The organism is Ruegeria sp. CH2 (genome assembly GCF_056537065.1).
Map to the genome: position 1 here is coordinate 109130 of NZ_JBQFQV010000010.1, position 21051 is coordinate 130180.

At 59.0% G+C, this 21051-nt stretch carries 22 protein-coding genes; 9 read left to right on the plus strand and 13 right to left on the minus strand.

The features are described 5' to 3' along the window. Nucleotides 1-5: 5 nt before the first annotated feature. The 12 genes from ACR0M9_RS14380 to coxB form a co-directional block, all read right to left on the minus strand. Nucleotides 6-1421, minus strand: a complete 1416-nt coding sequence (locus tag ACR0M9_RS14380; protein WP_480773923.1) for an FAD-binding oxidoreductase — start codon at nt 1419-1421, stop codon at nt 6-8. Nucleotides 1422-1459: 38 nt separating this feature from the next. Continuing rightward, a complete protein-coding gene (locus ACR0M9_RS14385) occupies nt 1460-2278 on the minus strand; it encodes an MBL fold metallo-hydrolase (protein WP_267363064.1) in 819 nt (272 codons plus the stop codon). Between the two features lie 102 nt (nt 2279-2380). Further along, nucleotides 2381-2965 carry a GNAT family N-acetyltransferase gene (locus ACR0M9_RS14390; protein WP_267363063.1) on the minus strand — a complete coding sequence of 195 codons (585 nt, stop codon included), beginning with the start codon at nt 2963-2965 and terminating at the stop codon, nt 2381-2383. Next, a complete protein-coding gene (locus ACR0M9_RS14395; protein WP_480473691.1) occupies nt 2965-4227 on the minus strand; it encodes a M16 family metallopeptidase in 1263 nt (420 codons plus the stop codon). Before ACR0M9_RS14395 ends, ACR0M9_RS14390 begins: the two co-directional genes overlap by 1 nt. Then, a complete protein-coding gene (gene thrC, locus ACR0M9_RS14400) occupies nt 4224-5612 on the minus strand; it encodes a threonine synthase (RefSeq protein WP_480773924.1) in 1389 nt (462 codons plus the stop codon). The genes ACR0M9_RS14395 and thrC overlap by 4 nt, the downstream gene beginning before the upstream one ends. After that, nucleotides 5609-6286 carry an SURF1 family protein gene (locus tag ACR0M9_RS14405; protein WP_480773925.1) on the minus strand — a complete coding sequence of 226 codons (678 nt, stop codon included), beginning with the start codon at nt 6284-6286 and terminating at the stop codon, nt 5609-5611. Before ACR0M9_RS14405 ends, thrC begins: the two co-directional genes overlap by 4 nt. After that, on the minus strand, nt 6262-6354 hold the full coding sequence (locus ACR0M9_RS14410) for a twin-arginine translocation signal domain-containing protein (RefSeq protein ID WP_480773926.1): 93 nt from the start codon (nt 6352-6354) through the stop codon (nt 6262-6264). Before ACR0M9_RS14410 ends, ACR0M9_RS14405 begins: the two co-directional genes overlap by 25 nt. A gap of 88 nt (nt 6355-6442) precedes the next feature. Then, the gene (locus ACR0M9_RS14415; protein ID WP_209505605.1) at nt 6443-7258 is read right to left on the minus strand and encodes a cytochrome c oxidase subunit 3; all 816 of its coding nucleotides are present in this window, start codon (nt 7256-7258) and stop codon (nt 6443-6445) included. A 22-nt stretch (nt 7259-7280) separates the two neighbouring features. Continuing rightward, nucleotides 7281-7856, minus strand: a complete 576-nt coding sequence (locus tag ACR0M9_RS14420) for a cytochrome c oxidase assembly protein (RefSeq protein ID WP_480773927.1) — start codon at nt 7854-7856, stop codon at nt 7281-7283. Continuing rightward, nucleotides 7856-8017 (minus strand): hypothetical protein, encoded by a 162-nt coding sequence (locus tag ACR0M9_RS14425; protein WP_209505601.1) that lies wholly within the window; start codon nt 8015-8017, stop codon nt 7856-7858. Before ACR0M9_RS14425 ends, ACR0M9_RS14420 begins: the two co-directional genes overlap by 1 nt. Continuing rightward, on the minus strand, nt 8014-8964 hold the full coding sequence (gene cyoE, locus ACR0M9_RS14430) for a heme o synthase (protein WP_480484378.1): 951 nt from the start codon (nt 8962-8964) through the stop codon (nt 8014-8016). Before cyoE ends, ACR0M9_RS14425 begins: the two co-directional genes overlap by 4 nt. Nucleotides 8965-9052: 88 nt before the next feature. Continuing rightward, the gene (coxB, locus tag ACR0M9_RS14435) at nt 9053-9964 is read right to left on the minus strand and encodes a cytochrome c oxidase subunit II (protein ID WP_267363050.1); all 912 of its coding nucleotides are present in this window, start codon (nt 9962-9964) and stop codon (nt 9053-9055) included. A 176-nt stretch (nt 9965-10140) separates the two neighbouring features. On the opposite strand from coxB, the gene tldD reads away from it, so the two are divergent. From tldD to ACR0M9_RS14465, 6 genes are all read left to right on the plus strand, one after another. After that, complete coding sequence (gene tldD / locus ACR0M9_RS14440) at nt 10141-11562, plus strand: metalloprotease TldD (RefSeq protein ID WP_480773928.1); 1422 nt, start codon at nt 10141-10143, stop codon at nt 11560-11562. Nucleotides 11563-11802: 240 nt separating this feature from the next. Then, nucleotides 11803-12930 carry a DNA-processing protein DprA gene (gene dprA, locus ACR0M9_RS14445; protein ID WP_480773929.1) on the plus strand — a complete coding sequence of 376 codons (1128 nt, stop codon included), beginning with the start codon at nt 11803-11805 and terminating at the stop codon, nt 12928-12930. A gap of 180 nt (nt 12931-13110) precedes the next feature. Continuing rightward, a complete protein-coding gene (topA, locus tag ACR0M9_RS14450; protein WP_480773930.1) occupies nt 13111-15738 on the plus strand; it encodes a type I DNA topoisomerase in 2628 nt (875 codons plus the stop codon). A gap of 123 nt (nt 15739-15861) precedes the next feature. Continuing rightward, complete coding sequence (locus tag ACR0M9_RS14455; RefSeq protein WP_480539575.1) at nt 15862-16389, plus strand: superoxide dismutase family protein; 528 nt, start codon at nt 15862-15864, stop codon at nt 16387-16389. 112 nt (nt 16390-16501) lie between these two features. Next, complete coding sequence (locus ACR0M9_RS14460; RefSeq protein ID WP_209505579.1) at nt 16502-17206, plus strand: CoA transferase subunit A; 705 nt, start codon at nt 16502-16504, stop codon at nt 17204-17206. Beyond that, nucleotides 17206-17832 carry a CoA transferase subunit B gene (locus ACR0M9_RS14465; RefSeq protein ID WP_267363038.1) on the plus strand — a complete coding sequence of 209 codons (627 nt, stop codon included), beginning with the start codon at nt 17206-17208 and terminating at the stop codon, nt 17830-17832. The genes ACR0M9_RS14460 and ACR0M9_RS14465 overlap by 1 nt, the downstream gene beginning before the upstream one ends. A 38-nt stretch (nt 17833-17870) precedes the next feature. Here ACR0M9_RS14465 and ACR0M9_RS14470 read toward each other — a convergent pair whose 3' ends face one another. After that, on the minus strand, nt 17871-18737 hold the full coding sequence (locus ACR0M9_RS14470; RefSeq protein WP_480539577.1) for a lytic transglycosylase domain-containing protein: 867 nt from the start codon (nt 18735-18737) through the stop codon (nt 17871-17873). Between the two features lie 353 nt (nt 18738-19090). Between ACR0M9_RS14470 and ACR0M9_RS14475 the strand changes: the two genes are divergently transcribed. From ACR0M9_RS14475 to cpaB, 3 genes are all read left to right on the plus strand, one after another. Beyond that, on the plus strand, nt 19091-19327 hold the full coding sequence (locus tag ACR0M9_RS14475) for a Flp family type IVb pilin (RefSeq protein ID WP_480484372.1): 237 nt from the start codon (nt 19091-19093) through the stop codon (nt 19325-19327). Nucleotides 19328-19628: 301 nt separating this feature from the next. Further along, a complete protein-coding gene (locus tag ACR0M9_RS14480) occupies nt 19629-19856 on the plus strand; it encodes a hypothetical protein (protein ID WP_480484371.1) in 228 nt (75 codons plus the stop codon). Nucleotides 19857-20147: 291 nt separating this feature from the next. Beyond that, the gene (cpaB, locus tag ACR0M9_RS14485; RefSeq protein ID WP_480484370.1) at nt 20148-21026 is read left to right on the plus strand and encodes a Flp pilus assembly protein CpaB; all 879 of its coding nucleotides are present in this window, start codon (nt 20148-20150) and stop codon (nt 21024-21026) included. Nucleotides 21027-21051: the final 25 nt, after the last annotated feature.

Genomic DNA, 21051 nt, shown 5'->3' on the forward strand with positions numbered 1-21051 from the left:
CGGGTTCACGCCTTCAGCACCGCGCCGGGATTCATGATGCCAAAGGGGTCCAGCGCCGCCTTGATGGTCCGCATTGCATCCAGCTTTACCGGATCGCCATAGCGGTCCAGATCGTCCGTTTTCATGCGGCCCACGCCGTGTTCCGCGCTGACCGAACCATCAAAGGCATGGACCAAATCATGCACGGCCCGCTTGACCACGGCGCTCTGACCCTCAAATTCCGCGCGGCGCTGCCCCTTGGGGGGAAAGACGTTGTAGTGCAGATTGCCATCCCCGAGATGGCCAAAGCAATTGATCCGGAACTGCCCGAGACCGGAAACCAACTTTTCCCCTTGGCGCACAAATTCCGGAATTTCTGAGATCGGGATCGAGATATCATGGCTCGACACCGAGCCGATCAGGCGGTTGGCCTCGGGGATACGCTCGCGCACGGCCCACAACTCATCACGCTGCGCCTCGCTTTGTGCAATCACGCCATCCTGCACCAGCCCAAGCGCTTGCGCGTGGACAAAGATATCCTCCAGCGCGTCGGACGGAGACTGCCCCGTGGCCAGCCCCAATTCGATCAGAACGCTCCACTCTGGCGGTGTTTCAAACGGTTGCCGGACATCCGGCAGAACCTCGGACAAGAACTTCAGCCCCTGCCGGTGGATCAGTTCGAAAGTGCTGACAGCCTCGCCCACGCGATCACGCGCCTGGGCCAGCAGGGAAATGGCAGCCTCGGGTGACGCCACCTGAAACATCGCCGTCCCGATCGCGGCAGGCCGGGGAAACAGCTTGAGCGCGGCTGCGGTGATGATCCCCAGCGTGCCCTCGGCCCCGATCAGCAGATTGCGCAGGTCATAGCCTGTGTTGTCCTTTCGCAACCGGCTGAGACCCTGCCAGATTTGACCATTGGGCAGAACGGCCTCGAGCCCAAGGCACAGGTCGCGCGCATTGCCATAGCGCAAGACATTGACGCCCCCGGCATTCGTGGACAGGTTGCCCCCGATCCGACAGGATCCCTGCGCCGCCAGCGTCAAGGGAAACAGGCGGTCTTGCGCCTCGGCCGCGGCTTGGACGTCCTGCAAGATGGCGCCGGCCTCGGCAATCAGCACGTTTTCGGTGGGATAGACGGACCGGATGGCCGTCATCCGCTCCAGCGAAATCACAAGGGGCGCTGGCCCATGCGGCATCACCTGCCCCCCGACCAGACCGGTTCCGCCGCCATAGGGCACCACCGGAACACGCATTTCGGACGCCACCTGCACCAGTACCGAGACCTCCTCGGTTGTGCGGGGCAAGGCCAGCAGGCCAGCCTGTCCGGCATATCGCCCGCGCGGCTCTTCCAGATACCGGTCGGTCACCGGGCGCAGCACGTGATTGCCCAGTTTCGAGCGGATCAGCGTGGCAATGCGGTCATCAGCGGGGTTCAGACTCATACGCTTTCAATGCCCAACCGATCCCGCCACGGCAAGCCTTATTCCAGATCAATCAGATAACGCGGCTCCAGCACGACAACCGTTGGACGGTCCGGCAAGTCACGCAGAGAGACGGTGATCTCGGACACGCCGTCACGTTCAACCGGGAACTCATCCCGGATATCCACGAGGAAGCGATCTAGCGAAAACTCCGAGAACCAGTGCATCGGAATGATCACCGAGCTTTTCAGCCGCTTCAGAACCGTGATCATGTCGGGCAAGGGCATGGTTGTTCCGCCATCGACGGCCGCCATGACCACATCCAACCGACCCAGCGCAGCAAACTGTTCGTCTGACGGTACATGATGCAAATGTCCCAGATGGCCGATACACAGCCCTTCGACCTCGAACACGAAGATAGAATTGCCGCGCTCCTCAACTCCGCCATAGGCCGAGCGGATATCGGTCGGGACATTGCGTATCAGCATCTCGCCCAGATCCAGGTGATGTTCGATCCCCTGCCCGAACTCTCCCCATCCCGGCAGGACATGCGGGATCGCCGGGTCGGGATGCGCCGTCCAATGGGTGTCATGGGCATGGTTCATTGTCACCACATCGGGAATCAGATCGGCACCCCCGATGAACCCGGTAAAATCGGTCACCACATTCAACCCGCCACGGGTCTGGATCATAAAGGCGGCATGCGCGACATAGCTGATGCGCACCGAAAACTCCGGTACCGGGTCCTGCCACGCAGCTTTGTGCAGATATTCGATCCCCGGCGCAGCATCGGCGATAGCGATACAATGGCTCGGCCGCCGCTCCTGCGCCACGGCCTCGCCCGAAATCACCATCAATGCTGCAACCAACCAGCGCATACCCGAAGTGTAGCGCAGATCGCCACCAAGTCATGCCCCTTGTTCATCTGGCCGAAAATATCCCGGGGGAGGCGCGGCTTGCCGCGACGGGGGCAGAGCCCCCTAGCCCGCGTCCGTCTTGCCGCGCCGGTCGGACCGCAGGCTGGCATAAAGAACATGTGTCCGCCATCGCCCGTTGATCTGTAGATAAGACTGCGCCACGCCTTCATATTTGAAGCCCGAGCTTTCCAGCAAACCGCGCGACGCCCGGTTTTCCGGCAGGCACGCGGCTTCGATCCGGCTCAGATCCAGACGGGTAAAGGCGTGATGCACCATCGCGCCAATCGCTTCGCGCATGTATCCCTGACGGGCAAAGGATTCACCCGTCCAGTAACCCAGGGTTCCGGCCTGCGCAGGACCGCGCCGGATATTGTCCAGTGTGATCGCCCCGACCAACACATTGTCTTCACGGCGAAACAGGAACAGCGGGATTGCTGTGCCACTCGCGACCGAGCGCTGAGCCCAGTAGACCCGATTGGTAAAGGATTTGCGGCTCAGGTGATCCTTGGCCCAGATCGGCTCCCATGGGGTCAGGTAATTTTTTGAGGCGCGCCGCAACGCCGCCCAATCGTTGAAATCGGAATGTACAGGCGGACGCAAGCTAAGCCGCGCGGTCTCGAGTTTCAACTTGCGTCTGCCCAACAGCATCACGCTGCACGCCTCTCCTGCAAGTCCGCCAATGTCGGTGCGTCTGCGACCGGTCCGTAAAGCGCCAGCGCCGCCGGGGCCTGAACAGCCATGGTTTCGGCAAAGGCGCGCACGTCTTCGGTGCTGACCGCATCGATCTTGGCGACCGTGTCTTCCAGCGAAGGTACCCGTCCCCAGATCTGCACCAGCCGCGCCAGACGCTCAGCCCGATTCGACGGGCTTTCCAGCCCCATCAGCATCCCGGCCTTCATCTGGGCGCGGGCACGGGCGACCTCTTCGGGGCTCATGTCCTCGGCGGCGCGCTTCATCTCATCGATCGTGATCGTCGCCAGCTCGGCCACCTGATTGGCCGAGGTTCCGGCATAGATCGTGGTTGTTCCGGTATCGGCATAGGCACCGGTCTGCGCAAAGATCGTGTAGCACAGCCCACGTGTTTCACGCACTTCCTGAAACAGGCGCGAAGACATGCCACCGCCCAATGCGGTCGAATAGATCTGCGCCGTATAGATCGCATCGTCGCGATAGCCGGGGCTTTCCAGCGCCAGAGCGAAATGCGCCTGTTCCAGCTCTTTTACCTGCCGGGCTTCGCCACCGGTAAAGCGTGCAACCTCGGGGATCAGACCCTTACGGGATTGCAGATGGCCAAACATCTCTTCGGCCAGTTTCATCAGCATGTCGTGATCCACAGCACCTGCTGCTGACAGGATCATCTGTTCGGGGCCATAATGTTCGGTCACAAAGCCCGACAGATCCTCACGCGAGAAGGCACTCACCCGCTCCGTTGGGCCCAGGATCGTCCGGCCCAGGGGCTGGTCGTGATAGCTCTGCTCTTGCAGCCAGTCAAAGATCACATCGTCGGGCGTGTCATGGGCCTGACCGATTTCCTGAAGGATCACACCCCGCTCGACCTCGATCTCGCGCGGATCGAAAACCGGGTTCAGAACGATGTCGCCGATGACATCCATCGCCAGCGCTACGTCGTCCTTCAGAACGCGTGCGTAATACGCCGTCACCTCGCGCGAGGTATAGGCGTTGATATAGCCGCCCACATCCTCGATCGCCTCGGCAATCTGCAAGGCAGAACGGCGCTCGGTTCCCTTGAACGCCATATGTTCAAGGAAATGCGCGATGCCGTTCTGCTCGATCCGCTCATGCCGCCCACCGGCGGTTACCCAGATGCCGATGGCCGCAGATTGCAGCCCCGGCATATGTTCACTGACGATACGAAACCCGTTCTTCAGTTGGTCTTGTCTGACAGTCACTCAGCGATGTGCCTTTTTATATGATCCTCAAGGGCACCCAGATCATTGGCGATGCGGGTCACCCGTTCCGGACGTTCATACAGATCAGACATGCGGGAGGGAAGAGGCGGATGTTCGCCGCTCGCCTTCTCGACCGCGGCCGGGAATTTCGCCGGGTGAGCGGTGGCCAGCGTGATCATCGGAACGTCTGCCGCGCGGTGCTCTTCTGCGACCTTGATGCCCACGGCGGTGTGCGGGCAGACCAGTTCGGCGCTGTGCACCAGCGTGGATTTGATCGTGGCCAGCGTTTCCTCTTCGGACACCCGGCCCGAATCGAAATTCTCACGCAGCGCTTCCATCGCGCCCTGGCTGATATTGAAGCCACCCTGTTTCAGCTCATCCATCAATTGTGCGATGGCCCCGCCATCTTCGCCATAGGCATAATAGAGCGCGCGTTCGAAATTCGAGCTGACCTGAATGTCCATCGACGGACTGATCGAGGGGATAGTCTCGCCCTTGAAATACCCCTCGCCCGAGAGGCAGCGATGCAGAATGTCGTTCTGGTTGGTCGCCACCACAAGGCGGTCAATCGGCAGCCCCATACGCTTGGCCAGATAGCCAGCGAAGATGTCGCCAAAGTTGCCGGTTGGCACCGTGAAGCTGACCTTGCGGTGCGGCGCACCAAGGCTGACGGCAGCCGAGAAGTAATAAACAATCTGCGCCAAGACGCGGGCAAAGTTGATCGAGTTCACACCCGCCAGTTTCACGCCGTCGCGGAAGTCGAAATCGTTGAACATGTCTTTCAGCGCAGCCTGACAATCGTCAAAATCACCATCAACGGCCAAAGCATGCACGTTGCTGTCCGCAGGCGTGGTCATCTGGCGGCGCTGCACTTCGGACACGCGGCCATGCGGGAAAAGGATGAACACATCCACAGCGTCCAGCCCGCGGAACGCCTCGATCGCGGCTGAACCGGTATCCCCGCTGGTCGCGCCGACGATAGTCACACGGTCGCCACGGCGTTTCAGCGCCACTTGGAACAACTGGCCGATCAGTTGCATGGCAAAGTCCTTGAAGGCCAGCGTGGGGCCGTGGAACAGTTCCAGCAGGAAGTGGTTTTCGTTCAGCTGCTTCAATGGCGCGCGAGCATCGTGGCCGAAACCTTCGTAAGCGCGGGCGATGATCGCCTTGAACTCATCCGCGGCGAATGAGCCGCTGACATAGGGCCACATCACACGGAATGCGATTTCTTCGTAGGGCAATCCGGCCAGCGCCGCGATCTCGTCCTGCGACATCACCGGGATTTCGGCGGGCAGATACAGGCCACCATCGCGGGCAAGCCCGGTCAACATCGCCTCTTCAAACGTCAGTTCGGGCGCCTGCCCGCGGGTCGAGATGTATTTCATGTCGCGTCACTCTCAGAATGGGCACGGCTGCGCCACAGGAAGTATCCGGTCATCGCGGCCCAGACCAGAGCCAGACCAAACCAGGTGATAGCATATTGCAGGTGATCGTTTGGTATGCCCGCCGTGTCCACCGGCAGCGGCGTCACATTCGGATCGGTTTGCGAACGGGCGATCAGCAGAACCGGTTCCGCGCCCAGTGCACCCGCAAGCGCGGGCACATCGCGGGCGAACCAGATGTTGGCGTCAAGATCAGGTGCGGGCGTGTAACTGTCGATTTCATCTGGCCAATGCAGATTGCCGGTGATCTCCATCGGACCGTTGCGTCGCCCGGCCTGTTTGGCCGTGGTCGGGATGAACCCCCGGTCAATCAGAATGGTCCGGCCCCCGGTATTGAACGGCTGAATGATGCGATACCCCGCACCGACCTGTTTGAGCGAAACAAGGACGTGGACTTCCGCAGGCTCCATCTCGCCCGACACTGTTACCGGCAGGTATTTGTCCTGATCCGCCGAAACCTGCAGCGGCAGGGAAACCGGCGCAGCCGAGATCCGATCTTCGATCTCGGTCAGCACGTCCTGCTTCCACGCCAGACGCTGCACCTGCCAGATGCCCAGCGACAGCAGCACGCCCAAACCGGCGAGGCCGAAGATTAGCAGGAACAGGATACGGCGCATGTCAGGACCAAACTTCTTTTCAGGAACCGGCGTCTTGTTAAGGGGCGTGCGGGCTGAATTGCAACCACGCAATTGTATGGGGCGCAATCTTGCGCCCCGCATAGAGAAAAAGCCGCCCCTTGGGGCGGCTTTTGCAATTGATCGGCCTGACCGGCGCTACATCAGCGGAGCCTGGCCCCAGATGTAGACGGCAAAGAACAGGAACAGCCAGACAACGTCGACGAAGTGCCAGTACCAAGCCGCAGCTTCGAACCCGACGTGTTTCTCGGGTGTGAAGTCCCCCTTGAGCGCGCGGATCAAGCAGACGGTCAGGAAGATCGTCCCAATGATCACGTGCGCACCGTGGAACCCGGTCGCCATGAAGAAGTTGGAATAGAACTGGTCGCCGCCAAATTCCCAGCCTTCATGCTTGAGAAGTTCGGCGTATTCATAGCCCTGCAGGAAGGTAAAGGCGATACCCAGCACGATGCCAATGGCCAGACCATTGATCAGCGCCTTGCGGTCGTTGTCGTGCACCAGCGCATGGTGCGCCCAGGTGATTGCACAGCCCGACAGCAGCAGAACAAGCGTGTTGATCAGCGGCAGGTGGAACGGGTCAACCGCATGAATATCCGGCTGAATGTATTCGGTGCCGGCATAGTCGTACATCGGGTACATGCGATGTTTGAAGAACGACCAGAACCAGGCGAAGAAGAACATCACCTCGGACATGACGAACAGGATGAAGCCGTAGCGCAGACCGATGCGGACAACAGGGGTGTGATCGCCCTGACGGCTTTCCGCAACCACATCCGACCACCAGGCGAACATCGTGTAAAGCACAGCTGCCAGACCGGCCCAGAACATGAAGGGCGTGATGCCTTGCATCCAGAGAACGGCTCCGAACAGCATGACAAAGCCGCCGACGGCGCCGATCAGAGGCCAGATCGACGGGGCCAGAATGTGATAATCGTGGTTTTTAGCGTGTGCCATCAGCGTCCCTCACCTACAGGCGTTAGTTCGTGTTTGTATCTGCCTGCGCATCGAGGGCGGCATAGCCCTCGGGCAGGTCAATTTCGTAGAATGTATACGACAGCGTGATCGTATGAACATACTTGGCTTCAAGATCCTCGACCATTTCCGGGTCGACGAAGAAAGTCACCGGCATCTCAACGCGCTCGCCGGGTTGCAGCACCTGCTCTTCAAAGCAGAAACAGGCAATCTTCTGGAAATACCCACCCGCAGAATAGGGCGCCACGTTGTAAGACGCCTGCCCGGCAATGGGGCGGTCTGTCGGGTTATAGGCCTCGTAAAACGCGAGACCTGTTTCGCCGATGCGCACATCCATCTCGCGCACGACCGGCTTGAACTCCCATTGCATGTCCTTGGCCTTGGACGCGTCAAAGCGGATGGTAACGGTGCGATCCAGAATGGTATCGGGGGCGGTTTCGGCAACACCAGTGGTGCCGCCAAATCCGGTCACCCGGCAGAACCAGTTGTAGAACGGCACCGACGCCCAGGCCAGACTGCCCATCAGGACAACCACGCCGACGGTCTGGACAACCGTTTTCTGAGGACCGGACAACGCCATCAGTTCTGAACCTCTTGCGTCGCCCTGTTGAAATCAGTGCCCGAGACCTTGACGATGGTCAGGCCGAAGATGATCACGATAAAGGCAGCCAGCGTCAGGCCGACACCCAGATTGCGGCTGAACCGGCGCTGATGTAGCTCGTGACCTTTGCGAAGGCTCATGACCATCCCCCCAGACCATAGGGTTTCAGCAGGGCTTCGGCCAGAACGGCACCGAAATGCAGGAACAGATACAGCAGCGACAGCTTGAAGAAACCGCGTTCAACCTTGAAGTTATCTGCCTCGGAATCGTCCTCGGTCCGGCGCGAGATTTTCCACGCGCCCCGCAGGAACAGGATGTTCAGAATCAATGCAACGGTCAGATAGATCGGGCCGCCAATGCCTGAAAATGCAGTTCCGATGGCCAGCAGGGCCAGCAGGGCTGTATAGACAAGAATATGGACACGTGTCGCGCGGCGACCATGGGTGACGGTCAGCATCGGCACGCCCGCGTCGTCATAGTCCGAGCGCATGAACAGGGCCAGCGCCCAGAAATGCGGCGGCGTCCACATGAAGGTCAGTGCAAACATCAGCCAGGGCTCGACCGACATCGATCCTGTGGCGGCCACCCAGCCGATCACCGGAGGGAACGCACCCGCTGCGCCACCGATCACGATGTTCTGCGGCGTCGAACGCTTCAGCCACATCGTGTAGACGACAACGTAGAAGAAAATGGTGAAGGCCAGAAACGCGCCTGCAAACCAGTTGGTCGCAAGGCCCAGCATGATCACCGACAGACCCGACAGAGCCAGACCAACAGCCAGCGCCTCGCCTTCCTCGACCTTACCCGAAGGGATCGGGCGGGATTTTGTGCGTTTCATGACACGGTCGATATCCGCGTCCCACCACATGTTCAGCGCACCTGAGGCTCCGCCGCCGATGGCGATGAACAGGATGGCGCAGAATCCGACGAAGGGATGGACAGGAACAGGAGCCGCCAACAGGCCGACCAATGCCGTGAACACGACCAGCGACATCACGCGCGGCTTCAGCAGGGCGAAGTAATCGCCAAAGCCGGCCTCGTCCGCCCGGGCGGTCGCAGTGCTGGCATTGATGCTTGCGTCGGTCATTTCCGGTCCTTCTGGGGCGAAAACTGCGCGGATCGCCCGCGCAGCCTGCATCTTGTGTCAGGCGGGGTTCAACCCGCCCCTATCGTACTCAGTTCGAGGCGACCTGATAGCTTTGCGGCAGGCCCGCGTATTCTTCGATCGCGCCCTGCAACCATTCGTCATAGACTTCCTGGCTTACGACCTTGACGGTAATCGGCATATAGGCGTGGTCCTTGCCACACAGTTCCGAACACTGACCGAAATAGATGCCTTCCTTGTCGGCCTGGAACCACAGCTCGGCCAGACGTCCGGGCACACCGTCCTGCTTTACGCCAAAGGCCGGGATGGTCCACGAGTGAATCACGTCGGATGCAGTCACCTGCATCACGATGACCTTGCCGACCGGAACGACAACCGCGGTGTCGGTGGCCAGCAGCCATTCATCATCGCTGTAGCCTGCATCAATCAGCTTGGCGCGCATTGCGTCATCCAGAACAAACGGCGTCACGTCCGCGTCCGCAGGGCGTGCGCCCTCGTCCAGGGTCGCCGGGTGGCCCAGCAGATAGCTGTCGAATGCGAAATCGTGATCAACATACTCGTAGGTCCAGTACCACTGGTTGCCGACGACTTTGATGGTGATGTCACCTTCGGGGATTTCCTGCTGTTTGAAAAGAACCGGCAACGAGAACGCGCCAATAAACACCAGAATCAGGATCGGTCCCAGGGTCCAGGCGATTTCAACCGGAGTATAGTGCGAGAAACGCGCCGGAGTTGGGTTTACGCGCTGGTTGTAGCGCACGATGCAATAGATCAACAAAGCTGCAACCAGCAGACAGACTGCGGTGATAATCACAAGAATCATGCTGTCCAGATCCCGGATACCTTGGGCAAGGCTGGTGGCCGCGGGCTGGAAGCCCATGCCGCCGTCTACCGGCTTGCCAATAATCTCAAGCTCCTGAGCCATGGCGGGTAGGCTGGAGAGGGCTGTCATAAACCCTGAAAGCATCAAAGCATTCTTCATGTTCTGTCCTGATCGTTTGATCTTTGCGTCCCTGACGGAAAGGTGTGAATCGGTCGCACCTCTCCCGTTGTCTTTGGCCGCGTTAAAAACCATATTCCAGCGGGTAGATAAAGCAAAATGCTTGCGTCAAACAGACGCTATTTTTGATCTGGATCAAACCCGAAAGGTCGCAACCCATGCCTGAAGCCCCGTTTCGCCCCTTTGAGAGCGCCCTGCCGCAAGATGAAGCACTGGCCATATTGCGCTCGGCAACGGACGGGGCCGAGGATGGAGAGCTGTTTGTCGAGCGTCGGAAATCCGAATCTCTGGTGTTTGACGACGGGCGTCTTCGCACCGCGTCTTATGACGCATCCGAGGGATTTGGCCTGCGCGCCGTTCAGGGCGAAGTTGCCGGATATGCGCATTCCACTGATGTATCGATTGCCGCGCTGAAACGTGCCGCCGAAACCGCGCGACTGGCGGTTGGCGATGGAGGCGGAACGCTCGCCGAAGCGCCCCGGCCCACGAATACGCGCCTGTACACGGACGAAGACCCAATCGAATCCGCCGCCTTCCCGGTGAAAATCGAAACCCTGCGGGAGATTGACGCCTTTGCCCGCGATCTGGATCCGCGGGTGGTTCAGGTCAGCGCAATGATCGCAGCCGCCGTTCAGGAGGTGGAAATCCTGCGACCCGATGGTGTGATGGTGCGTGACGTGCGCCCCATGACGCGCGTGAATGTCTCGGTCATTGTTGAACAGGACGGGCGGCGCGAAAGCGGATCGGCCGGTGGCGGCGGGCGCGTTGGCCTGAGCGGGCTGATCGACCCTGCCGACTGGCAGGCCAAGGCGCGCGAAGCCCTGCGCATCGCATTGGTCAATCTGGACGCAGTCCCCGCCCCTGCCGGCGTGATGGAGGTTGCACTTGGCCCCGGCTGGCCCGGTATTTTGCTGCACGAAGCCATCGGTCACGGGCTAGAGGGCGATTTCAACCGCAAGGGAAGCTCGGCCTTTGCCGGACTGATGGGACAACAGATTGCATCCAAGGGCGTGACCGTGGTGGATGACGGCACGATTGCCGACCGTCGCGGCTCGATCACTGTGGATGATGAGGGCACGCCCAGTTCGCGCACCGTATTGATCGAGGATGGCATCCTGACCGGCTACATGCAGGATCGGCAAAACGCCCGGCTGATGGGGGTTGCTCCTACGGGCAACGGGCGGCGGCAGAGCTATGCGCACAAACCCATGCCGCGCATGACCAATACGATCATGTTGGGAGGCGACGCTGATCCGGCAGCATTGGTGGCAGATATTGAAGACGGCATCTGGGCGGTTGGATTCGGAGGCGGCCAGGTCGACATCACCAACGGCAAGTTCGTTTTCTCGTGCACCGAGGCGTATCGTGTCGAAAACGGCAAGATCGGAGCGCCTGTCAAGGGCGCCACGCTGATCGGCGACGGGCCTTCGGCGTTGAAGCGCATCCGCGGCCTTGGCAATGATATGGCTTTGGATCCGGGTATGGGCACCTGCGGCAAGGACGGTCAATGGGTGCCCGTGGGTGTGGGTCAACCGACAGTGCTGATGGACGGGTTGACTGTCGGCGGGTCTGCAGCCTGAGTCGGAAGAGAAGCGCAAAGGCAGGCGCAGGGTTAACCATGCGCCACTTTGATTCGACAGCATTCCAACCAGCGCCATTAATTTGAGCGCCGGCTGAAAAAATAATACTTTATTTATTTTCAGATACTTAACCGTAAAATTCCACAAGAAGTACAGATAAGTCTCTAATAATTATCTGCGATTCAGAGGCTGTTAACCCCCTGTCCCGTAAACCAGTTCTGCAATCAGGCGGAGCAACGGATGACCGAAGAGCAGCTTTCTTCCAATCACCCCCCACTCCCACCCACCACGGAAGAGGACCGGTTTTCGTGGCTTCGCCTGTTGCGCTCGCGCAAGGTCGGCCCGGCGACGTTTCGTCGGCTGCTGCGCGAACATGGCTCGGCGCAGAACGCGCTGGCCGCGCTGCCTGAAATGGCACGCGCCGCCGGAATAGATGGGTATGAAACCTGTCCCCCCGGCGTGATCGAGGCGGAACTCAGGGCCGCAGAAGCCGCCAAAGCGCGGCTTTTGTGCCTTGGGTCCGCAGATTTCCCCGACGCATTGAACGACCTATCCGATGCCCCGCCCTTGCTTTGGGCCATCGGGGATGTGTCGCTGTTGCAGAAACCGGCGATTGCGATGGTGGGCGCGCGCAACTGTTCCTCGCTGGGCGCACGGATGGCGCGTGGTCTGGCGCGCGCCTTGGGTGAAAAGGGACATGTGATTGTCTCGGGTCTGGCGCGCGGCATTGATACGGCAGCGCATATGGCGTCGTTGGACACCGGCACTGTTGCCGTCATGGCGGGCGGTGTCGATGTCATTTACCCGGCCGAGAACACGGAACTGGCGCATAAAATCGCGACCAAGGGACTGCGGCTGTCGGAACAACCGATGGGCGTGACGCCTCAGGCTAGGCATTTTCCGCGCCGCAACCGGATCATCTCGGGCCTGGCCCAAGCTGTTGTGGTGGTCGAGGCCGCAGCAAAATCCGGCAGCCTGATCACGGCGCGTGACGCCCTGGATCAGGGGCGCGAGGTTCTGGCCGTGCCTGGCCACCCGTTTGACGCCCGCGCTGCCGGGTGCAACCTTTTGATTCGGGATGGTGCGACGCTGGTCCGTTCGGCAGACGACGTTGTCGAGGCGCTGCCACAACAAGGCGATCTGATCTTTGCAAAACCCGAGGAGCCGCCCGCCAAGCAACCACGGCCCGCCGCACTGGATTTGCAGGCGCAAATCCTTGAGCGGTTGGGACCTTCCCCCATCGCCGAAGACCAGTTGCTGCGCGACATTGCGGCCTCGGCCGGGGATCTGGGGCCAGCGCTGGTCGACCTTGAACTGGACGGACGAATCCAGCGCCAGCCGGGCGGGTTGTTGTCTCTGGCATGCTGATTAGGATGGAAGGCAAGATTGCATAGTCGAATGCTCTGCCTGCAATCCGGCGCGGGTATCACGCTGAAATCACGTCGCTTTTCCGCCTGCCAAAGGAACGCATTGACAATCCCCGCTTGCCCCACACATTTTGCACCACCATAAAAGGCGCCAAATTCGTCGAGCGAGGTTTCCCCTTAAATGCCTGTAGTTGTTGTAGAATCTCCGGCCAAAGCAAAAACAATCAATAAATATCTCGGCCCTGACTACACCGTTCTGGCCTCTTACGGCCATGTGCGGGACCTGCCACCAAAGGACGGATCGGTCGATCCGGACCATGGATTTTCCATGACATGGGAAGTGGGCAATGACAGCCGCAAACATGTAAAGGCCATCGCCGACGCGCTGAAAGAAGACAACGCGCTGATCCTCGCCACTGACCCTGATCGTGAGGGCGAGGCGATCAGCTGGCATTTGCAGGAAGCCCTGACCAAGCGCCGCTCGATCAAGAAAGATACACCGGTCAGCCGGGTGACCTTCAACGCCATCACCAAAGAGGCGGTGACCGAGGCGATGAAGAACCCGCGCGACGTCGATATGCCCCTGGTCGAAGCGTATCTGGCACGCCGCGCCTTGGATTACCTTGTTGGCTTCAACCTGTCACCGGTTCTGTGGCGCAAACTGCCCGGTGCAAAATCCGCAGGTCGGGTGCAATCGGTCTGTCTGCGCCTGATCGTCGAGCGCGAGATGGAGATCGAAGCGTTCAAGCCGGTCGAGTACTGGTCGGTTCGGGCCCTGTTCGAGACACCGCGTGGTCAGACCTATGAGGCGCGGCTGGTCACGTTGGCGGGCAAGAAACTGGACAAGCACGATCTGGCCAACGCAACACAAGCCGAACTGGCGGTTCAGGCCGTCACCAGCCGCGCGCTGCGTGTGACTTCGGTCGAAGCCAAGCCCGCCGCGCGCAACCCAAGCGCGCCGTTCATGACCTCGACTCTGCAACAGGAGGCCAGCCGCAAATTCGGCATGGGCGCGCGCCATGCAATGCAGGTTGCGCAGCGCCTCTATGAGGCCGGCTACATTACCTATATGCGAACCGACGGGATCGACATGGCGCCCGAGGCCGTGACGGCAACGCGCGACACCATCGCGGATCGGTACGGTGCAGAATATGTGCCGGACAGCCCGCGTATGTACAAGAACAAGGCCAAGAACGCGCAGGAAGCACACGAATGTATCCGCCCCACGGATATGACGCGCGATGCCAAGGCGCTGAAGGTCACGGATGAAGATCAGCGCAAGCTTTATGATCTGATCTGGAAACGGACCATTGCCTGCCAGATGGCGGCAGCACGATTGGAGCGCACTACGGTCGAGATTGGCAGTGATGACGGTCAGGTCGGTCTGCGTGCCACCGGTCAGGTGGTATTGTTCGACGGGTTCATGCGCGTCTATGAGGAAGGCCGCGATGATGTCGCCGATGATGACGAAAAGCGCCTGCCACAGATCATGCAGGGCGACCCTGCGCGCTTTTCCAAAACTACGTTGCGTGACCAGTTTGCCAAGGCCACCAGCGAGTCGGACAAAGCCGCAATCATGGCTGATAACGAAGCCGTTCTGGCGTTGCAGCATCACACGCAACCGCCCCCGCGCTATACCGAGGCCACTTTGGTCAAGCGGATGGAGGAGTTGGGGATCGGACGTCCTTCGACCTATGCCTCAATCGTGACCACGATTCAGGACCGCGAATATGTGCGCAAAGACAAGAACCGGCTGATCCCCGAGGAAAAGGGTCGGATCGTCACCATCTTTCTGCTGAACTTCTTCCGTCAATACGTTGGATACGAATTCACCGCGAATCTGGAAGAGCAACTGGATGACGTCAGCGCCGGTGATCGTGACTACAAGGATCTGCTGGGCAAGTTCTGGCGTGATTTTTCGGCAGCGATTGGCGAAACATCCGAACTGCGCATATCGGAAGTGCTGGACAAGCTGGACGAGGCATTGGCGCCACAGCTTTACCCCCCGCGTGAAGACGGGTCCGACCCGCGTATCTGCCCGAAATGCGGGTTGGGACAATTGCACCTGAAAACCTCACGCACCGGCGGGTTCGTGGGCTGCGGAAACTATCCGGAGTGCACTTATACGCGGCCTATCGCCGGTGAAGGCGCGGAAGGCGACGAACAATTGCTGGGCGAAGACGCCGGGGATGAGATCTGGCTGAAGTCCGGCCGATTTGGGCCGTATGTCCAGCGAGGCGAACCCACGCCCGAGAACAAGAAGCCTCCGCGCGCCTCGCTTCCACGCGGCTGGAGCAAGGATGACATGGATCTGGACAAGGCGCTGACGCTTCTGTCCCTGCCGCGCCAGATCGGTGAGCACCCCGAAGGCGGCATGATCACCTCGAACTTCGGGCGTTTTGGCCCCTATCTGATGCATCAGTTGGCCGATGAAGCCAAGCCGGTCTATGCCAACCTCAAAGACCCAAACGATGTGTTCGAGATCGGTATGAACCGCGCCGTAGAGCTTTTGGCGGAAAAACGAGCCAATCCCGGTGGGCGCGGGCGCGCAGCGGCAAAAGCTTTGAAAGACCTGGGCGAGCATCCCGATGGCGGCGCGATGCAGGTTCTGGACGGACGGTACGGGCCATATGTGAAGTGGGAAAAGGTCAACGCGACCATCCCGAAAGACATCAAGCCCGAAGACGTGACGCAGGAAATGGCCATCGAACTGGTCAATGAGCGCGCATCCAAGAAGGGCACCAAGAAAAAGGCTGCACCCAAAAAGAAGGCTGCCGCCAAGAAGACAGCAAAGAAAGCGGCTGAATAAACCGGACTTTTGACCGGGACATGTCACCAAACACGCGGGCCGGTTTCTGAATAAAGGAACCGGCCCGCGTGTTTATGGACTGACGCGATACAGGATTGCGTTGTTCAGTAAAGGAGTTGAGACATGTTCAGAACCGCCATTCTTGTTGCGGCGATAAGCGTTGCGGCTGCCACGCAGGGCCATGCCGCGCATCACGTCAAGTCCGCCACAGCCGAAATCATCAACGCGCAAGGCGACGTCATTGGTCAGGCGAAGGCGACGCAAGGGCCCAATGGTGTTCTGCTGCACGTGCGCGTCACAGACCTGCCGCCGGGAAAACATGGGTTGCACCTGCACAGCCATGGTGTCTGCGAGGCCGGCGAAGGGTTCAAGACGGCTCAAGGCCATGTTGGCAAAGTTGAAGGCGCACATGGGCTGCTGAACCCTGAAGGCCCCGAGCCCGGCGATCTGCCCAATCTATATGTGGGACAGGATGGCGTGGGCGAGATGGAGGCCTTTACAAACCTTGTTTCGCTTGAAGGTGATGGAGATGTATTGCTGGATGGGGACGGATCAACTTTCATCATCCACGAAGCTGGCGACGATCACATGAGCCAGCCCATTGGCGGTGCAGGTGGGCGCATCGCCTGCGGGATCCTGATCGCCGACTGACACTATTGTCAGCTGAACTACCGTAGAAATACCTGAACCTTCTGGTTTCATTGACTTCCCCATGACGTGGCGGCAAAACCTGCCCATCACCATGTCATTGGGGGAGTTTTCCATGAAGAAAGTCTATGCCAATGCCGCCGAGGCACTCGATGGGGTGCTGACGGATGGCATGCTGATTGCCGCGGGCGGGTTTGGCCTGTGCGGCATTCCCGAACTGTTGCTTGCTGCCATCCGGGATTCGGGCGTCAAGGACCTGAGTTTTGCGTCGAATAACGCCGGTGTGGACGATTTCGGTATCGGCATCCTGTTGCAGACCAAGCAGGTCAAAAAGATGATCAGCTCGTATGTCGGCGAAAACGCCGAATTCATGCGTCAGTATCTGAGCGGCGAGTTGGAACTGGAATTCAACCCGCAAGGAACACTGGCCGAACGGATGCGCGCCGGTGGTGCCGGTATTCCCGGGTTCTACACCAAGACGGGCGTCGGCACCGTGATTGCGGAAGGCAAGGAGCACAAGGATTTCAACGGCGAGACCTATATCCTTGAGGAAGGCATTTTTGCCGATCTGGCTATCGTCAAGGCCTGGAAAGCTGACGACACCGGCAATCTGGTGTTCCGCAAGACCGCCCGCAACTTTAACGTGCCCGCTGCCACCTGCGGCAAGATCTGCGTGGCCGAAGTGGAAGAGATTGTTCCGCGCGGCTCACTGGACCCGGACAAGATCCACCTGCCCGGCATCTATGTGCATCGCATCATCCAAGGCGATCACGAAAAGCGCATCGAACAGCGCACCACCCGCAAGAAGGAGGACGCATAATGCCCTGGGACCGCAATCAGATGGCCGCACGCGCGGCAGAGGAACTGGAAGACGGCATGTATGTGAACCTCGGCATCGGGATTCCGACGCTGGTGGCGAACTATGTGGGCGACAAGGACATCACTCTGCAATCGGAAAACGGAATGCTGGGTATGGGCCCTTTCCCGTATGAGGGCGAAGAAGACCCGGACCTGATCAACGCGGGCAAACAAACGATCACCGAACTGTCCCGCACTGCCTATTTCGACAGCGCCACATCCTTTGCGATGATCCGGGGCGGCAAAATCGCTGCTGCGATTTTAGGTGCCATGGAAGTGGATGAGAAAGGCGACCTGGCAAACTGGATGATTCCCGGCAAGCTGGTGAAAGGCATGGGTGGCGCCATGGACCTGGTTGCAGGCGTTGGGCGCGTGATCGTGGTTATGGACCACACTAACAAGCACGGTGAAAGCAAAGTCCTGAAGGAATGCACTCTGCCACTGACCGGCAAGGGCGTCGTGGATCGCATCATCACCAATCTGGGCGTTCTGGACGTGGTCGAGGGCGGATTGAGGATCGTCGAACTGGCAGATGGTGTCAGTGAAGACGAAATGCGCGCTGCGACCGAAGCGACAATCGTCGGCTGAACAAAAGAAAAGGCCCGCCGGATCTAGGCGGGCCTTTTTCAATTTGAGGTCTGGAACACGCACCCATCTGAAATCAGATCCGGCGGTGTCGCGCACAAAGCCCGCGCGATCTGGAAAGCGGCCAGAACCTTGGGGACATAATCCCGGGTTTCGGCATAAGGCGGCACGCCGCTGTGTTTACGTACAGCCCCCTCACCCGCGTTGTAACCGGCCAGAACCAGAATCGGATCATTCCCGAACTCTTCCATCAGCCAGTTGAGGTATTTCACGCCCCCGGCGATGTTCTGCGAGGGTTGTAGACTGTCCTTAACACCGAAGCGGGCAGCTGTGGCGGGCATCAACTGCATAAGCCCCTGCGCGCCGGCCGAACTGACGGCATCTGCGCGACCGGCCGATTCAACCGAAATGACAGCCAGCACCAGCGCTGGCGACACATTGGTTCCCACGGTTGACCGCAAAATCTCGATCCCGCGTTCTTTTGCTATGTTTTGCAGAGCTTGCAGCCGGGGCGATCTTACATTCGTCGCCGCCAGCGCGTTTATCGCAGCATCAAGCCGCCCGGCCCCGCTTTCATCAATGTGTGGTGAAATGCGGTCCCAGAATGCATTGTACGACCCTTTCGGGTCAGGCGCGGCACCGATTCCCGGCACTGTGGGCTGAACCACTTTGGTTCTTGCTATGATTTCTGGAACCACCAGCTCCACCCCTGTGCTGGGGGCTGAGGGCTTGGCCGCGTGTTCCTCGGGTGTGATCTGAATGGTCACGCGAGGACGCTCACCCGGCTTGGGGGCCTTGATCCGCTTGTAAACTCCGCGCGGCTCAACCTCGGTCGCTGACCCGGGTGCGACACCAGATAGTAGAAACGCCAGTACACCGGCGCATTGAAGTGCGTTCCGGAGAGTCATGTGCCTGCCTCATGTATTCTTTTTACGCGATTTGAACCGCGAATCTTCGCCCAAGGCCAGAAAAACAAAGCGAATTGGGGCAATTTCGCCTCATTTGGCGTATATTTGCACCGCTGCGGAGCACTTCGCACCAATCGAAGAATTTTTTTTCCTTTTATTTGCATGGGTTTACGCATTTAGTGACTAAAAAGTTAAGCCGCACGAAAAAAAATCTGTGTTTGGCCCAATTCCTGCCACGCACAACAGGCAAACATTAATCCATACCGAGACGGACATGAGCGGACTGAGAGAGAAAGCTCTGAAGAACGCCGAGGTTTGTTAAACTCTTTTTGATCCTTTAGGAGGGACGTAACATGATCAAGTTCATCAAGAACTTCCGCAAAGACGAAGACGGCGCAGTAACAGTTGACTGGGTTGTTCTGACCGCAGCAGTCATCGGCCTGGCAGCCGTTGCATACCAGCAGATCTCGGCTGGCGCGACCGGCCTGGCAACAGACGTGAACCAGGCCCTGAACGGCGCATCGCTGAGCACCGGCAGCAACACCGCAACCGGCGGTATCACAACTGCAGGCAGCAACAGCGGCAGCTAAGCTTCTGCTTGAGCAAGATTTTAAAGCCGCGCCATTCAGGCGCGGCTTTTTTCGTTCAGAGGTCTTTCAATATCTCTAAGAATAGAGTTTGACGGTCCTACCCCGCACGCCACGCCGCGAGCGCCACCGAATTGATCACGCCCAATTTGCAGGTCTTTGCGCACAAAAGAGCCCGTGAAAAAGTTTGGAATCTTGGATATTTCCAGCGAAATCAACTTTTGGCCTGATTTCCGCCATCCGAACGAACCACTATTAGGCGACGTTACGGGAAACACTGAATTGTCGTATTGGAGATAAGTAGATGCTAAAGTTCCTTAATCGGTTCAAATCGGACGAAGCAGGAGCGGTGACCGTTGACTGGGTGGTTTTGACCGCAGTGCTCATCGGACTGTCAAGCGCGACCTACCTTGTCATCAGATCAAGTGTTGATGGTATCGGCGGTAACATCAACCAAGCCATGAGTTCCTCTGTTGTCAGTACCGGCTCGAACACCGCTCCCGGTGGCCTTGTAACAGCGGGAACCAACTGACCCGCAGCGAGTTTTCACATTCACCAGCTTTCCTGAGCTTGTTGGTGAACGTGTCGGCAAATAAACGCGGCGACCTTTTGGGGCGCGGCGTTTGTTTCGTTGTTCTTCGTCTGGCCTGCCGCAGGGAGATGACAGCAGTTGTTTTGCGGAATTGTGCGAAAGCTGACGCAGAATCTAACAAGCAGACATTTTTGTCCCACATTTCGACACAATTTACATTTAACACTTGGGCTGTTTCAAAGTGGCCCTTTGGCCGCTTAGTATCCGACTAAATAAGAAAGAGGTGCATGTATGCGAGCGGTATTCGGACTTGTCCTGATTGTCGGCGTTGCTCTGGCTGGGGGCGCCGTTTACATGGCGCGCAACTATATTGCGGCTTATCAAAGCGAACTGGCACGGCAGAAACAAGCGGCAGAAGAAGCGCTGGCCAATGCCAAAGTCGATGTCATCCCGACGGTAACTGTTTACGTTTCAAATCGTCCTCTGAAATACGGTGAACGACTGACGCAGGAAGACGTACGCGCTGTAGACTGGCCGGAAAACGCGATTCCCGAAGGTACGTTCTCTGATCTCACTGCCTTGTTTCCCGAAAGTGGCGCCAATGAGCGTTATATTCTGAGGACCATGGAAAAAGACGAGGCGATTATGGAGGTCAAGATCACACGGCCAGGCGAATCGGCCGGGCTGACCTCTCGTCTTGAAAAAGGTATGCGCGCCTTTGCGATCAGCGTGGACGTGGCCTCTGGTGTTTCAGGCTTCTTGCGCCCCGGCGACAATGTCGACATCTACTGGACCGGGTCAAGCGGGACGGTAGAAGGGAATTCTGGCGGCATCACCAAACTGATCGAAACCAACGTTCAGCTGATCGCCGTCGACCAGACCGCTGGTTCGGACGTCGCAAGCGCAACGATTGCACGCACAGTCACGGTCGCAGCCACGCCGGAACAGGTCGCAGCACTCGCGCAGGCCCAGAACACCGGGCGGCTGTCGCTGGCCCTTGTTGGGGTGCAGGATGACTCTGTTGCGTCGGCAATCGAGGTGGATCAGCGCAAACTGCTTGGAATAACGGCAGCCGCTCCGGAACCGAAGGAAGAGGTTGAACAGGTCTGCACGACGCGCATCAGACGCGGTGGAGAGATTGTCAACGTGCCTATACCCTGTACAAATTGACGCCAATTCAGAGTGTTACAAGATC